A 14,502-nucleotide genomic window follows, 5' to 3' on the forward strand; every position below is an offset into this window, starting at 1 on the left:
TCGCATTTTCAATCGTCAATTGTTAATTGTCAATTGCCTTCAGGTTGCCTTCCTTCTTCTTCAGGTAGATCAGGAACTCCTTGTTCCCCTTGGGTCCCAGGATCGGCGACTCGCAGACGCCCAGCACCTCGAGCCCGAGGCCAAGGGCCAGTTCGGTGATTCCCTCTACCACTTCCTCGTGCTTCTTGGCGTCGCGCACCACGCCACCCTTCCCCACCTGGCCGCGCCCCACCTCGAACTGCGGCTTGATGAGCGCCACGATGCTCGCCGAGGGACCGATCAGGCGCAGGGTCTGCGGCAACACCTTGTCGAGCGAGATGAACGAGGCGTCGATAACGGCAAGCTCCGGCAGTTCGGGAAGCGTTTCCGGCTCCAGGTAGCGGATGTTGGTCTTCTCCAGGTTCACCACCCGCGGGTCCTCGCGCAGCTTCCAGGCGAGCTGCCCGTACCCGACGTCGACTGCGATAACCAGCCGCGCGCCGCGCTGCAGGAGGCAATCGGTGAAGCCGCCGGTGGAGGCCCCCACGTCGATGGCGGCGAGGCCGGTAACGTCGATAGTGAAGTGCTCCAGCCCCTTGGCGAGCTTCAGGCCGCCGCGGCTCACGAAGGGAAGCGGCTCCCCCTTGAGGCGGATCTCCGCCTCGACCGGCACCATGAGCCCCGCCTTGTCGGCCAGATGGTCGTCCACCACCACCTGCCCGGCCATGATGAGCGCCTTCGCCTTCTCGCGCGACGGCGCGAGCCCCCGCTCGAAGACGAGTTTGTCCAATCTCTCTTTAGTCACCGTCTACCTCTCTAGTACAGGCCGTGCAGCGGCCCGCCCGGGGCAGCCAGCTGGTCCACGCGACGCTCGACTTCCGGGTCCTCGACAAGCGGCGGCGCGTGGTGCGGTTTCACCCGGGCGTCGATGACGAGCGGCCCCCGGCAGCCCCAGTGCTTGTTGACAGTCAAGGCGCCCACTCCGTAGAGGTCAGCGGCGGGATCGGAACGGGTGAAGGTGACCCAGAGGAAGTTGTTGAGGCTCTCCGCGGCGAAGCGGCTGTCGTCGCAGGCCACGATGAGCGGGAACCCCTCCAGGCCGGGGACGCTCTCCAAAAAGGCACAGAGCTGCTCCAGTTCAGGATCCGACGCGCCCTTGGCGAGCCTGCAGGGCGGCCCCTTGAGAGCCAGCACGCCCGGGAGGCAGATACCGGGAGCGCTCCACCCCTCGGGAAGCCTGAAGTCGGCGGGAAGCTCGGTCCCCAGCCCGCGCCGTTTCTCCCCTACCCCGGCGAGCACCAGTTTCGAGCCGCGGTTAAGGCCCGAACCGGAGTAGTCCAGGGTGTCCATGGTGGTGGCGGTCTGGAAGTGCAGGTCGCAGCGCGGGTCGAAGCGCTCCAGCACGTGGGTGAGGAAGGCCGGGATGTCATGGATGTCGAGCTGAGGTGCGTCCTCGTGGGTGGCGATCATGAGGTACTTGGCCAGGGAGAGCTGCCCCTGCCCGAGGATCGCGTTCGCTATGGTGAGGATCTCCTGCGGGGCGCGCTTTTCGCTGTACGGGACGTAGCGCTCGCTCCCCACCGCCAAGAGCAGCGGGTGCACACCGGCCGCATCCACCGCGTGGACCGCGCGCACGCCCGGAACCACGGTCGGAATGAGCGGGCCGGTCAGTTCGTGAATGAAGGCGCCGAAGGAGGTGTCCTCCTGGGGCGGGCGCCCCACCGTGGTGAAGGGCCAGATGGCGCCGTTTCGATGGTAGACGTTCTCCACCTTGAGTACCGGGAAGTGGTGCGCCAGGCTGTAGTAGCCGAAGTGGTCGCCGAAGGGCCCCTCGGGGAGGGTCTTCTCCGGGTCGATGATTCCGGTGATGACGAAGTCTGCCTCGGCGGGGACGGGAAGCCCTCCCGCGCGCTCGACCATCTCGATGCGGTGTCCGGCCAGCAGTCCGGCGAAGGAGAGTTCCGGCATCCCCTCGGGAAGCGGCATCACGGCGGCAACCGTCATGGACGGCGCGCCTCCGACGAAGATGTTCACCCGGAAAGGTGCCCGCTTCTCCAGGGCTTCGGCGTGGTGAAAGCCGATGCCGCGATGGATCTGGTAATGCACCCCGATCTCGGCGTCGGGGCGGTACTGGCCGCCGGAGAGCTGCACCCGGTACATCCCGAGGTTCGAGTGGCGCACCCCGGGGGCGTTGACGCTCTCCGAGTAGACCTGCGGGAGGGTGATGAACGCACCGCCGTCGTCCGGCCAGGATTTGAGCTGGGGAAGAGCACTTATCGTGGTGCGGTTGGCGAGGATGGGACCGTTACTCACCTTTTTGGGGAGGAGGTGCCAGGCCGCCGGGAGCACCGAGGCGAGCGCGGCGGGTTCCTTGAGAAGGTAGCGCGGATCGATCTTGAGCTGCACCAGGCGCTCGATGGCCTTCAAGGTGTCGCGGAAGATGAAGCGGGTGCGCTCGAGGGTGCCGAAGAGGTTTCCCAGCATGGGAAAGTTCGAGCCTTTGACCCTGGTGAAGAGGAGCGCCGGGCCGCCGGCCTGGTAGACCCGCCTCTGGATCGACCCGATCTCCAGGTCCGCAGAGATCTCCTGATCTATCCGGATGAGTGCGCCGTTACGCTCCAGATCAGCAACGCACGAGGCAAGATTTCGATATCCCAACCGTACCCTCCGGGGAAAATGATGGCTAAAATTGCAGGGTTATTTTTAAAGCACCCCCGCAGGCAAGTCAACCAAAACCTAACAGGGATGAACGGGATACATGGGATAAAGCAAAACCTTTAACAGGGATAAAGGGGATGCATGGGATAAAGGCAAAACATTCTAAAATTGCACAGGCCTCAACCGTCCGTGATTAACGCCGAACAGACCGCCATGTTTCCCTTCATCCTTGTTTAGATAGCCGTTGGTTTTATCCCCTTCATCCCGTTCATCCCTGTTAAAAACTTGACCGCAGCTCGATATAAGTAGTATCAAGCAGATACCCCGAACGACAGGACCCTTTGCCGTACCGGAGCCTCTTTGCCGCGTTACACGATCTTCAGAAAGATCCTGATCATCACCCTGCTCCTCTCGCTGGCGCCGCTCCTCGTCACGTCCACCATCCTGCTTATCAACCTGCAATCCATCAGCACCAGGCTCACCGCCGAGATCTCCGAATCCGACGACCTCCAGGCCTCCGAGTCCCTGAAGATGCGCGCCCGCCAAGTGGCTGAAAACGTCTCGGACTTCCTGCATCAGTGCGAAAGCGACCTCGTGTTCCTGTCGCGCACCAAGCTGGACCACCCCACCCTGCTCGAGTTCTACCGCACCCGGCGCTCCGAGGTCTGGCAGCGCAACGGCAACGGCAACGGCGCCGCCCCCCAGGAGGTGCGCGGCCTCTTGCCGCTCTACCGCTCGATCACCCTCATCGATGCCACCGGTCAAGAACGGATGATGATCAAGGACGACCGGTTTGTCCCGTCCGAAAAGTTGCGCAACGTCGCCGCCCCGGCCCACACCGACTACCTGACCGAAGACTACTTCAGTCGCATAAAGCGGCTCAAGCCCGGCGAGATTTACGTCTCGCACCTCACCGGGTTCCACGTCTCGCGCCAGGAGCAGTTGGCCGGTGCCAGCACCCCCGAAGCGGCCTACAACGGCACCACCTATGAAGGGGTGATCCGCTTCGGCGCACCGCTCTACGACAGTGCCGGTCGCTTCGCCGGCATGGTACTGCTCTCCCTGGACCACCGCCACCTGATGGAGTTCACCCAGCACATCGACCCGGGCAAAAACTTCTCCACCGTGTTCCCTTCCTACAACAGCGGCAACTACGCCTTTTTGTTCGACGACGAGGGGTGGATCATCACCCATCCCAAGTTCTGGGACATCCGGGGACTGGACCGCAACGGCAAGCCCGTCCCGCCCTACAGCGAACACTCGAGCAAGACCGATATCGATACCGGGCGGATCCCCTTCAACCTGGACCGCGCCGGCTTCGTGCACCCAAGCTACCCCAGGGTTGCGGCGGCCATCCGCCAGAAGCAGATCGGCTACGTCGACATCACCAACGTGGGGGGCGCCAAGAAGATCATGGCCTACGCCCCCATTTCCTACGACACGGGTGACTACAAGAGGTACGGGATCTTCGGCGGGGTCACCATCGGCTTCCAGGTGGACCAGTTCCACGAGGCCGCGCGCAAAGGGAGCCGGCTCATCAACCGGCAGCTGGGAAACCACCGTTCCACCTCGGCTATCATCATCCTGGCGACGGCGCTGATCTCGGCGCTCTCGGCCTGGCTCTTGTCCCGCGGCATCAGCATCCCGCTCAAACAGTTGAACGAAGGGGCCCGCAAGCTTGCCGCAGGCGACAGCCACGTGCGCGTACCGGTCACCTCGGCGGACGAGATCGGCGAATTGGCCGGCACCTTCAACTTCATGGCCGACGAGCTTGAATCCCGCAAGCAGAGCATCCTCTCCACCCTGGATGAACTCAGGAACTCGCGGCTGGAGATCCTCGACGAGCGCAACTTCAAGACGAGCGTCCTGGAGAGTATCTCGAGCGGCATCGTCACCTTCTCACCCGAGGGGAGGATGACCTCGATCAACCGAACCGGACGCCTGTTTTTAGGGGATTCGGCCCAGGAGGGGGATCACTACCGCGAGGTTTTCGCCGGATGGACCGGACTCGCCGATCACGTCGACCTGATCCTCTCGGGCGCCAAAGGCTTCGGGCGCGAACCGTTCCGCTTCGAGCGCGGTGCCGGCCAGACCAACTTCGACGTGGGGTGCTTCCCGATAGGCGCCGATGCCGAGAAGGGGCTGACCGTCACCTTGCGTAACGAAACCGAGAAGGAAAAGCTGCGCGAGGAGATGATGCGCCTGGACCGTTTGGCCTCCCTGGGCAAACTGGCCGCCGGCATCGCCCACGAGGTGAGAAATCCGCTCACGGGTATTTCGCTGTTGCTCGACGACCTGCACGACCAGGCTGCGGCGGGGTCGCAGGACCAGCTCATGATCAGCAAGGCGCTCGAGGAGATCTCCCGGGTGGAGGGGCTCATCAACTCGCTCTTGAACTACTCCTCGCCGGCGCGGGCCGATTTCCGCGAGGCCGACCTGAACCGGGTGGTGCACGATACCGCCTTCCTGATGCGGCGCCCCTGCGAGCGCGGCGAGGTGTTCCTCAGCGTGGAGGATCAGCCCATTCCCCCCTTCAAGATCGATCCGGAGAAGATCAAGCAGGCGCTTATCAACATCATCCGCAACGCGCAGGAAGCCCTGCCGCAGGGCGGGAGGATCACCATCGCCACCTTCGCCCGCGGCGACCTTGCCCTTATAGAGATAGGTGACGACGGCCCGGGGATCGACCCCGAGGACCTGCCGCTCATCTTCGAACCGTTCTTCACCAGGAAGGGCGCCGGCACCGGTTTGGGTCTCTCGATCACCCAGCGCATTGTCGAGGAACACCGGGGGCGGATCAGCGTGAAAAGCGACTCGGGAAGCGGAACCCTCTTCAGCATCGAGCTGCCGATGATGGGGCGGGAGACTCCAACTGGTGCAGGTGCCGACACCGCGTGAGGCTCCGTAAGCCCTCAATCCATACCGCCCAAACTCAGGTCGACGTACCTGAAGCTCAGGTCTGCGTACCTGAAGCTCAGGTCTGCGTACCTGAAGCTCAGGTCTGCGTACCTGAAGCTCAGGTCGACGTACCTGAAGCTCAGGTCAGCCTACTTGAAGCTCAAGTCGACGTACCTGAAGCTCAGGTCGACGTACCTGAAGCTCAAGTCGACGTACCTGAAGCTCAAGTCGACGTACCTGAAGCTCAAGTCGACGTACCTGAAGCTCAGGTCGACGTACCTGAAGCTCAGGTCGACGTACCTGAAGCTCAGGTCGACGTACCTGAAGCTCAGGTCGACGTACCTGAAGCTCAGGTCTGCGTACCTGAAGCTCAGGTCTGCGTACCTGAAGCTCGGAAAGCCTTCCCGACCTGGTAGGGGCGAATGATTATTCGCCCCTACAGTTACTACCGAAAACTCCCGGTGAACCTTTTCGTCAAGTCACGAGATTGTCAGGTTACCGGACATCGTTTAAGGAATAGAGATATGGAAAAGATACTTATTATCGACGACGAAGCCTTCATCTGCGAGAACGTGGAGCGCATCCTCTCCAGCGAAGGGTTCCAAGTCTTGACCGCTGCCTCGGGGCAGGAGGCTCGCGATATCGTCTCTGGCGATGAGATCGACTTGGCGCTTCTGGACCTGAACCTCGGACGCGAGAACGGGATAGAGATCCTGAAGTCCCTCAAGGAACTCGACCCCGAACTCCTGGTGATCATCATCACCGGCTACGGCTCGGTGGAGAGCGCCGTGGAGTCGCTCAAGCTCGGCGCCTTCCACTACATGAAGAAGCCGTTCAAGTCGGACGCCCTGCGTCTCATCGTCAAGCTGGCGCTGAAGACCCAGACGCTGAAGCGCGAAGTGCGCAAACTGAAACAGACCGGCGGGATGTTCCCCGGCCGCTCCCCCATCATCGGCCGCAGCGAGGCGTTCCACGAGATTGCAACCCAGGTCAGGGAGATCTCCCGCATCCCGTCCACCGTTCTCATCACCGGCGAATCGGGGACCGGCAAGGAACTGGTAGCCCGCGCCATTCACGATTATTCGGACCGCAAGGACGCCCCCTTCATCGCCATCAACTGCGCCTCGATACCCGCCGCACTCCTGGAGAGCGAGCTGTTCGGCCACGAAAAAGGCGCCTTCACCGGCGCCAGCAGTCGCAAGAAAGGTCTTTTCGAGGAGGCCCACCAGGGAACCATCTTCCTGGACGAGATAGGCGAGATGGACATGGCGATGCAGGCCAAGCTGTTGCGCGTGCTCCAGGAAAGAACCTGCCGCCGGGTGGGGGCCGTAAAAGATGTCGATATCGACGTCCGGGTCATTGCGGCCACCAACCGCGACCTTAAGGCACGCATCGCCGACAAGAGTTTCCGGGAGGACCTCTACTACCGGCTGAACGTTTTCCCCATCCACATCCCGCCGCTCAGAGAGCGTCCGGCAGACATCGCCGCCCTCGCCTCCTACTTCCTGGACAGTTTCAGCCGCTCCTTCGGCCGGGGGTTCCGCGACGTTTCTCCTGAAGCCGAGCGTCTGATGGAGCTCTACAGTTGGCCCGGCAACATACGGGAGCTGCGCAACGTCATCGAGCGCATCTGCATCATGAGAAGCGGCCCGACCCTGCTGCCCGAGCACCTCCCCCTGGAGATCAAGGGCGGGCAGCCGGTGCAGGCCAGCGCTGGTCTCGGCGCGATCACGCTCGCGGCACTCCCCCCCGACCTCGGGCTCGAGGAGGCTATGGGCGCCATCGAGAAGTCCCTGATCGAGGAGGCCTTGCAGCAGACCGCCGGAAATGTCTTGCAGACTGCTCAGATCCTGAAGATCCCCCGCGGCACCTTGCGTTACAAGATGGAGAAGTACGGGCTGTAATCCTTATCAGCGGCAAGCGCCATCCAGAGGCAAGCACGTCCCCCCCTTGGAAAGGTTCTTCCGGTTCAATCTCCACAGCAGGTGACTTCACGTCCCCCCCTTTGAAAAAGGGGGGAGCAGTAAGAGCTCTTTTGCTGACCAAAGATCACGCATCATCTGATATCCCCTGACATCCGCTGTAGCTCCCCCTGCTTGGCGCTCAAGACGATCACCCTCCTGCTCATCAGCACCTTGTTCTATTTTTTTCCACCCACCGAAGCACCCCCATCCAACCGTTAGCAGCCATTTATTGGTGAGCCCGCGGCTCCTGATTTGGCAACTATCCGCCACACCGCTGGCGGAATTCCGCCACCAAGTAAACCTTACCAAAACCATCAACCGTCATTCTGAAATTTTTCACATCGGTATTTCAGTATTTTACACACACACGTAGGTGGTACTGCAATTGCAATAAAACCGTGTCTCGTATACATGTCGGACGTAAACCGGTCGGCTCGTTTTCTAATAATCACTGCCGCTCTGCAGCACGAAAAAATAGAACAACGAGCCATTTCACCATCACACCAAGGAGGAAGACATGAAATTCAATGCACTGTTGAAAAGCCTGGTCGTAGGGGCGGTAGCTCTCTCGCTGCCGATGACCGCAGCCGCCGCACCGATCGTCATCAAGTTCAGCCACGTGGTCGCCCAGAACACCCCGAAAGGTCAGGCAGCCGACTACTTCAAGAAGCTGGCCGAGGAGCGCACCAAGGGGCGCGTGAAGGTCGAGGTCTACCCGAACAGCCAGCTCTACAAGGACAAGGAAGAGATGGAGGCCCTGCAGCTGGGCGCCGTGCAGATGCTGGCACCCTCACTTGCCAAGTTCGCCCCCTTGGGCGTGAGGGAGTTCGAGGTGTTCGACCTCCCCTACATCTTCAACAACTACCAGGAACTGCACAAGGTAACCCAGGGCCCGGTCGGCCAGAAACTCCTGAAGAAGCTCGAGCCCAAGGGGATCCTGGGCCTTGCCTACTGGGATAACGGCTTCAAGGTGATGAGCGCCAACAAGCCGCTCAAGAAGGTCGCCGACTTCAGGGGCCAGAAGATGCGCATCCAGTCCTCCAAGGTGCTCGATTCCCAGATGCGCTCCATGGGCGCCATCCCGCAGGTCATGGCATTCTCCGAGGTGTACCAGGCTCTGCAGACCGGCGTCGTGAACGGCACCGAAAACCCGCCCTCCAACCTCTATACCCAGAAGATGCACGAGGTGCAGAAGTACGTAACGGTCTCCGACCATGGCTACCTGGGCTACGCCGTCATCGTGAACAAGAAATTCTGGGAAAGCCTCCCGAAGGACATCCGTGCCGCACTTGAGAGCGCCATGAAAGACGCCACCAAGTTCGCCAACGACGTGGCCAAAAAGGATAACGACGAAGCCCTGGAAGGGGTAAGGAAATCCGGCCGCTCCCAGATCATCACCCTTTCTGCCCAGGAGAAGGCCGAGTGGAAAAAGGCGATGGACAAGGCACACAAGGAGAACGTAAGCCGTATCGGCGCCGACATCGTCAAAGAGGTCTACCAGGCTACCGGTTACACCTCGAAGTAAAGAAACAGTGCGAAAAAGGCCGCTGCCGTAAAGGCAGCGGCCCCAGGTAATAGCGATCGTTCCAGGAGACACGTCATGATGAAATACCTTGACCACCTAGAGGAATGGATCATCACCTTCCTCATGGGCGCAGCAACGCTCGTCATCTTTCTTTCGATTATTCATCGTTATGCCGCGGGGTTTCCCATCCCGGGCCTCCAGGACTGGCTGATCAACATCCGGTTCAGCTGGGCCCAGGAGCTCTGCATTTACATGTTTGTCTGGATGGCGAAGTTCGGGGCCGCCTACGGCGTGCGCTCCGGCATCCACGTGGGTGTCGACGTCCTGGTGAACCGTCTGCCCGTCGACTGGCGCACCAAGGGGGTCATGGTCTCCATCATCTGCGGCACCATCTTTACCGGCATCATCGGCACCCTGGGTGCCACCTTCGTCTGGGAGAACGGACTGCACTACGCCCTGTTCAACAAGCTGGGCATCCCAACGGGCGATGTCCCCGAGGGCCCGATCACCCCGGACCTCGAGTGGCCCACCTGGTTCATCTACTCGGCGGTTCCCCTGGGCTCGTACCTCATGTGCTTCCGTTTCATCCAGGTCGGCTGGCGCTTCCTGAAGACCGGGCAGCTGCCGCACAACCATCATGACGAAGCGCATGTCGAAGGTCTCGAGGAGGAGTCCATCGAGAAGAGCGAACTCTACCCTGCGAATTCCGATGTCGCTGCTGGAGGTACCGCAAAATGAGCATGGAGAACATTGCAGCTTTACCTCTTATGAGCAAGCCGAAGGCTGCCGGCTGGCTGATCGGCATCTCGGTCGTCCTTTTGGGGGTCGGATTCATCTACGGCAACGTCGGTATCGTCTTCGCCCTGCTCCTGGCGCTGATGCTGACCGGCGTTCCGGTCTCCATCGCGCTGGGTCTCACCGTTTTGACCTTCCTCTACCTGTTGACCAACGTCCCCATCGAGGCGGTGGCACTGAAGCTCTTTACCGGCATCGAGAAGTTCGAGATCATGGCGATCCCGTTCTTCATCCTGGCCGGTAACTTCCTGACCCACGGCGGCGTGGCGCGCAGGATGATCGAATTCGCCACCAGCATGATCGGGCACCTCAACGGCGGCCTCGCACTCGCGGGGATCGTCGCCTGCGCCATGTTCGCGCTGGTCTGCGGCTCCTCGGTCGCCACGGTGGTCGCCATCGGCTCCATCATCCTGCCGGCGATGGTGCAGCACGGCTATCCGATGCGCTTCGGCGCGGGGGTCATCGTCTGTGCCGGATCACTGGGGATACTGATGCTCCCCTCAATCCCCAAGGTCATCTACGCCATCTCGACCAACACCTCGATCGGCGCGCTCTTCGTGGCCGGCCTGTTCCCGGGGATGCTTTTGACCGCCATGCTCTGCGTGGTTACCTGGTACGTCGCCAAGAAGCGCGGCTACCCGCGCCTTCCCAAGGCCAGCTGGGGGCAGCGGCTGGTCGCATTCCAAAAGAGCGTCTGGGGGCTCATGCTGGTGGTGATCATCATCGGCGGCATCTACTCCGGCATCTTTACCGCCACCGAGGCGGCCGCCATGTCCGCGGTGTACGCCTTCTTCATCTCGGTCTTCATCTACAAGGACATGGGGATGAAGGACGTACCGCGTGTACTATTAAAGTCCGCCAACCTCTCCGCGATGCTCCTCTACATCATCACCAACGCGGTGCTCTTCTCGTTCCTGATGTCGCATGAGAACATACCGCAGGCGATGGCGGACTGGATCCTCGGCAAGGACCTGGGCGTGGTCACCTTCCTGATCTTCGTCAACCTCGTGCTGCTGTTGGCCGGTAACGTCATGGAGCCGTCTTCCATCATCCTGATCTTTGCGCCGATCCTGTTCCCCGCGGCGATGAAACTCGGGATCGACCCGGTGCACTTCGGCATCCTGATCGACGCCAACATGGAGGTGGGCCTGTGCCACCCGCCGGTGGGCCTCAACCTCTACGTGGCGAGCGGCATCTCAAGGCTCAGTATCACAGAGTTGACAATGGCGGTCATGCCCTGGCTCATGACGATGGTGGTCTTCCTGATCATCGTCACCTATTGGCCGTCACTGTCCATCTGGCTTCCCAAGATGATGGGGATGATGTAAGCGAGGAAACGCCATGTCCAATGCGGCAAACAACCTGTCCATCTACCTCATCGTGCTGTGCAACGCCCTTTGTCACGTCATGCTGATTTGGCGGCTTAGGCTGGACCTCGCTGCCAAGCTGAAGTTCTGGGCGCTCTGTGCCGGGATCCCGCTCGCGGTCATGGTCACCATGCGGCTCATGGTCGCCCTCGGTATGATCCCCGCCCGGGTCGCCGAGCAGGGGATGTGGGAGCGCGCCACGACCCTGCTGGGAAGCGTCCTGCTCCTGGCCGGGCCGTTTCTGGCAACGGGCGCGGCGCTTATGTACCGGAGAAGGAGCCGACTGGTGGCCGCGGCAAGCTGAAAACAGTTGAGAGATTGCAGAAAAAGGGGCACCTCGGCGCTATGCTTGGGTGCCCCTTTTTTCGGTTTTTTCCGTGGTACCGGGGAGGCTCAGGAGTCTCCTTTCACGAAGCGCCGCGGCTGGCCTCACGTTCCCCACTTTGCAAAAGGGGGGACAGGGGGGATTCGTCTTTCCCTGCAAACCATTGAAACCTGGACCTGAGCTAGCGCTGGGGGCCTATCATCTGCTGCCGAAAGCCCTAACACCGAATCCCCCCCGCCCCCCTTTTCCAAAGGGGGGAGCGTACGAGCGCTTTCAGCAGGCAAAGATTGCGCTGTCCCGGAATTCAACGATGAAACTTCTTTTTGGCGTTGCCTCTACTAAACGTTCCGGTTTGACTGGCATTACCCGGCCTCAATGAGTATAGTAGCGAGACTTGGGCCACCCGGTCCCAACCCGAACTTCACTTCCGCGCCGCTTGAGGCCGTACCGGAGTCTGTTTCATGTCGACATTGCTGGTGGTCATTTTCATCGTCGCCTATGCGGCCATCGCCCTCGAGCATCCCATCAAGGTGAACAAATCCTCCTCGGCCCTTTTGGGCGCGGGCCTGCTCTGGACCGTGTACTCGATGCTGACCCCGGACCAGCACCTGGTGGCGGAACAGCTCGGAGAGTCGGTTTCGGCGACGGCGCAGATCGTCTTCTTCCTCATCGGGGCGATGACCATCGTCGAGGTGGTGGATGCTCACAACGGTTTCGAGATCATCACCGCCCGGATCAGGACCAACCAGCTCTCCACCCTGATGTGGCTGGTCGGCTTCGTCACCTTCTTCCTGAGCGCCGTCCTTGACAACCTCACCACCACCATCGTCATGATCTCGCTGATGAAGAAGTTGCTGGACCGTCAGGACGATCGCCTGTTCTTCGCCGGGATGATCGTCATCGCGGCCAATGCGGGAGGGGCCTGGACCCCGATCGGCGACGTCACCACCACCATGCTCTGGATCGGCGGGCAGATCACCACCCTCTCGATCATCAAGAGCCTGTTCCTCCCCTCGCTGGTGAACCTGATCCTGCCGCTTTTCGCGGTAAGCACGCTGCTTCGGGGACGCGCCGTGGTGGCGCCGGTACGGGCCGAGGAGAACGGACTCCTCCAGACGACCCTCTTCGAGCGCAACCTCATGTTCTGCACGGGAATCGGCATCCTGGTCTGCGTGCCGGTCTTCAAGACGGTCACCCATCTCCCCCCCTTCATGGGAATTCTGTTCGGACTGGGGGTTTTGTGGTTGGTGGGGGACCTGGCGCACCGCAAGAAGGAGGAGTCGGACAAGCAGCACCTCACCCTGGCGCACGCCCTGATGAAGATCGACATGAGCTCCATCGTCTTCTTCATCGGCATCCTGCTCGCCGTAGCGACCCTGGAGCACACCCACCTTTTGTCGGCGCTCGCCGCCTGGCTGGACCACAGCTTCGGGAGACAGGACGTCATCGTCACGCTCATCGGCCTCGCGAGCTCGATCGTGGACAACGTCCCGCTGGTGGCGGCCTCCATGGGGATGTACAGCCTGGCACAGTACCCGACCGACAGCTTCCTCTGGGAATTCCTGGCCTACTGCGCGGGAACCGGCGGCTCGATCCTGGTGATCGGCTCGGCTGCCGGGGTGGCGGCGATGGGGCTCGAGAAGATCGAGTTCTTCTGGTACGTCAGGAAGTTTTCCCTGCTTGCCCTGCTGGGGTACTTCGGGGGGATCGGGGTCTACCTGGCACAGCGGGGCGTTTCACCTTAAGAAAGGAAGCCGGGCGTTCGGGCGCCTACTGCAGGCGGAGATATATGACCAAAATCGTGATGCTGGTCCAAAAGTTCAAGCAGCTCTTCCTCGACTTTCTGGCGAGCGAGCAGGCCTCCGGTCTGTTGCTGATCATCTGCACCGCTGTTTCGGTAGCCTTGGCGAACTCTCCGGCAGGGCACGGCTACCAGGAGTTCTGGCACACGAAGGTCGGGTTTGACATCGCAGGGATCGAGGTCCGGCAGTCGCTCGTGCACCTGATCGACGACGGCCTGATGACCGTGTTCTTCCTGCTGATCGGGCTGGAGATCGAGCGCGAGGTGTACGTGGGCGAGCTCTCCAGCCTGAAGCAGGCGTCGCTGCCGATCTTTGCCGCCTTGGGCGGGATGGCCGTGCCGGCACTCCTGCACTATGTCTTCAACGCCGGAACCCCCACCCAGGCAGGCGCGGGGATCCCCACCGCCACCGACATCGCCTTCGCGCTCGGGATCCTGGGGCTTTTCGGCAACAGGGTACCGCTCTCGCTCAAGATTTTCCTCACCGCCCTCGCCATCATCGACGACCTGGGTGCCATCCTCCTGATCGCCATCTTCTACGTCAGCGAGTTCTCTTTCTTCTATCTCTCCCTGGCCCTGGCAGTCTTCGCCGTCCTCGTGGTCCTGAACCGCCTGAAGGTGCTCTGGCTCCCAGCCTACCTGGTCCCCGGCGCCCTCATGTGGTACTTCATGTTGAAGTCCGGAGTGCATCCCACCATCGTCGGAGTTCTGCTCGCCTTTGCCATCCCCTTTGGCGGCGGCAGCGACAACTTCCCCTCCTACCGGCTGCAGCACGCCCTGCACAAGCCTGTCGCCTACCTCATCATGCCGATCTTCGCCATGGCCAACACGGGGATCGTGGTGAACCTGGAGGCCTTTGCACAGCTTCTGTCACCAAACGCCCTGGGGATCCTCTCCGGCCTCGTACTGGGCAAGCCGGCGGGGATCGTCCTCTTCAGCCTGCTCGCGGTTTCGCTCGGGCTCTCGCAGCTTCCCAGCCAGGTTAACTGGAAGCAGCTCATCGGCGTCGGGTTTCTGGGCGGCATCGGTTTCACCATGTCCATTTTCATAACCCTCCTCGCCTACAGCGATCCCACCACCGTACAGGTCTCGAAACTGAGCATCCTGGTCGCATCGCTTTTGGCCGGAACCGCCGGCTACCTCATTCTGCACCGTACAACCCCACGCCCCACCCCCTCGGCCTAACTCGC

At 61.4% G+C, this 14,502-nt stretch carries 11 protein-coding genes; 9 read left to right on the forward strand and 2 right to left on the reverse strand.

What is annotated here, in order from left to right:
• Nucleotides 1-22: 22 nt before the first annotated feature.
• Entirely contained in the window at nucleotides 23-784 is a 762-nt protein-coding gene (locus GMST_RS01605) for a TlyA family RNA methyltransferase (RefSeq protein WP_183352849.1), read from the reverse strand.
• Between the two features lie 11 nt (nucleotides 785-795).
• Nucleotides 796-2,637, reverse strand: a complete 1,842-nt coding sequence (locus GMST_RS01610; protein ID WP_183352850.1) for a UbiD family decarboxylase — start codon at nucleotides 2,635-2,637, stop codon at nucleotides 796-798.
• A 360-nt stretch (nucleotides 2,638-2,997) separates the two neighbouring features.
• Between GMST_RS01610 and GMST_RS01615 the strand changes: the two genes are divergently transcribed.
• The 9 genes from GMST_RS01615 (at nucleotide 2,998) to nhaA (ending at nucleotide 14,497) form a co-directional block, all read left to right on the forward strand.
• Complete coding sequence (locus GMST_RS01615) at nucleotides 2,998-5,535, forward strand: PAS domain-containing sensor histidine kinase (RefSeq protein ID WP_183352851.1); 2,538 nt, start codon at nucleotides 2,998-3,000, stop codon at nucleotides 5,533-5,535.
• Between the two features lie 153 nt (nucleotides 5,536-5,688).
• Nucleotides 5,689-5,961 (forward strand): hypothetical protein, encoded by a 273-nt coding sequence (locus GMST_RS01620; RefSeq protein WP_183352852.1) that lies wholly within the window; start codon nucleotides 5,689-5,691, stop codon nucleotides 5,959-5,961.
• Nucleotides 5,962-6,059: 98 nt separating this feature from the next.
• Nucleotides 6,060-7,439: a sigma-54-dependent transcriptional regulator gene (locus tag GMST_RS01625; RefSeq protein ID WP_183352853.1), complete on the forward strand. Its 1,380-nt coding sequence runs from the start codon at nucleotides 6,060-6,062 to the stop codon at nucleotides 7,437-7,439.
• Between the two features lie 577 nt (nucleotides 7,440-8,016).
• Nucleotides 8,017-9,024 carry a TRAP transporter substrate-binding protein gene (locus tag GMST_RS01630; protein WP_183352854.1) on the forward strand — a complete coding sequence of 336 codons (1,008 nt, stop codon included), beginning with the start codon at nucleotides 8,017-8,019 and terminating at the stop codon, nucleotides 9,022-9,024.
• A gap of 75 nt (nucleotides 9,025-9,099) precedes the next feature.
• Nucleotides 9,100-9,762 carry a TRAP transporter small permease gene (locus GMST_RS01635; RefSeq protein WP_183352855.1) on the forward strand — a complete coding sequence of 221 codons (663 nt, stop codon included), beginning with the start codon at nucleotides 9,100-9,102 and terminating at the stop codon, nucleotides 9,760-9,762.
• Nucleotides 9,759-11,147 (forward strand): TRAP transporter large permease, encoded by a 1,389-nt coding sequence (locus GMST_RS01640; protein WP_183352856.1) that lies wholly within the window; start codon nucleotides 9,759-9,761, stop codon nucleotides 11,145-11,147. The genes GMST_RS01635 and GMST_RS01640 overlap by 4 nt, the downstream gene beginning before the upstream one ends.
• A 13-nt stretch (nucleotides 11,148-11,160) precedes the next feature.
• A complete protein-coding gene (locus tag GMST_RS01645) occupies nucleotides 11,161-11,490 on the forward strand; it encodes a hypothetical protein (RefSeq protein WP_183352857.1) in 330 nt (109 codons plus the stop codon).
• A gap of 482 nt (nucleotides 11,491-11,972) precedes the next feature.
• The gene (gene nhaD, locus GMST_RS01650; RefSeq protein WP_183352858.1) at nucleotides 11,973-13,256 is read left to right on the forward strand and encodes a sodium:proton antiporter NhaD; all 1,284 of its coding nucleotides are present in this window, start codon (nucleotides 11,973-11,975) and stop codon (nucleotides 13,254-13,256) included.
• A 44-nt stretch (nucleotides 13,257-13,300) separates the two neighbouring features.
• Nucleotides 13,301-14,497, forward strand: a complete 1,197-nt coding sequence (gene nhaA, locus GMST_RS01655) for a Na+/H+ antiporter NhaA (protein ID WP_246399158.1) — start codon at nucleotides 13,301-13,303, stop codon at nucleotides 14,495-14,497.
• Nucleotides 14,498-14,502: the final 5 nt, after the last annotated feature.

It is taken from the genome of Geomonas silvestris (assembly GCF_014193515.1).
GTDB lineage: Bacteria > Desulfobacterota > Desulfuromonadia > Geobacterales > Geobacteraceae > Geomonas > Geomonas silvestris.

Coding starts and splice junctions, on each gene's coding strand:
- GMST_RS01625 (WP_183352853.1), top strand. CDS start 6,060: ATGGAAAAGATACTTATTATCGACGACGAAGCCTTCATCTGCGAGAAC.
- GMST_RS01630 (WP_183352854.1), top strand. CDS start 8,017: ATGAAATTCAATGCACTGTTGAAAAGCCTGGTCGTAGGGGCGGTAGCT.
- GMST_RS01635 (WP_183352855.1), top strand. CDS start 9,100: ATGATGAAATACCTTGACCACCTAGAGGAATGGATCATCACCTTCCTC.
- GMST_RS01640 (WP_183352856.1), top strand. CDS start 9,759: ATGAGCATGGAGAACATTGCAGCTTTACCTCTTATGAGCAAGCCGAAG.
- GMST_RS01645 (WP_183352857.1), top strand. CDS start 11,161: ATGTCCAATGCGGCAAACAACCTGTCCATCTACCTCATCGTGCTGTGC.
- nhaD (WP_183352858.1), top strand. CDS start 11,973: ATGTCGACATTGCTGGTGGTCATTTTCATCGTCGCCTATGCGGCCATC.
- nhaA (WP_246399158.1), top strand. CDS start 13,301: ATGACCAAAATCGTGATGCTGGTCCAAAAGTTCAAGCAGCTCTTCCTC.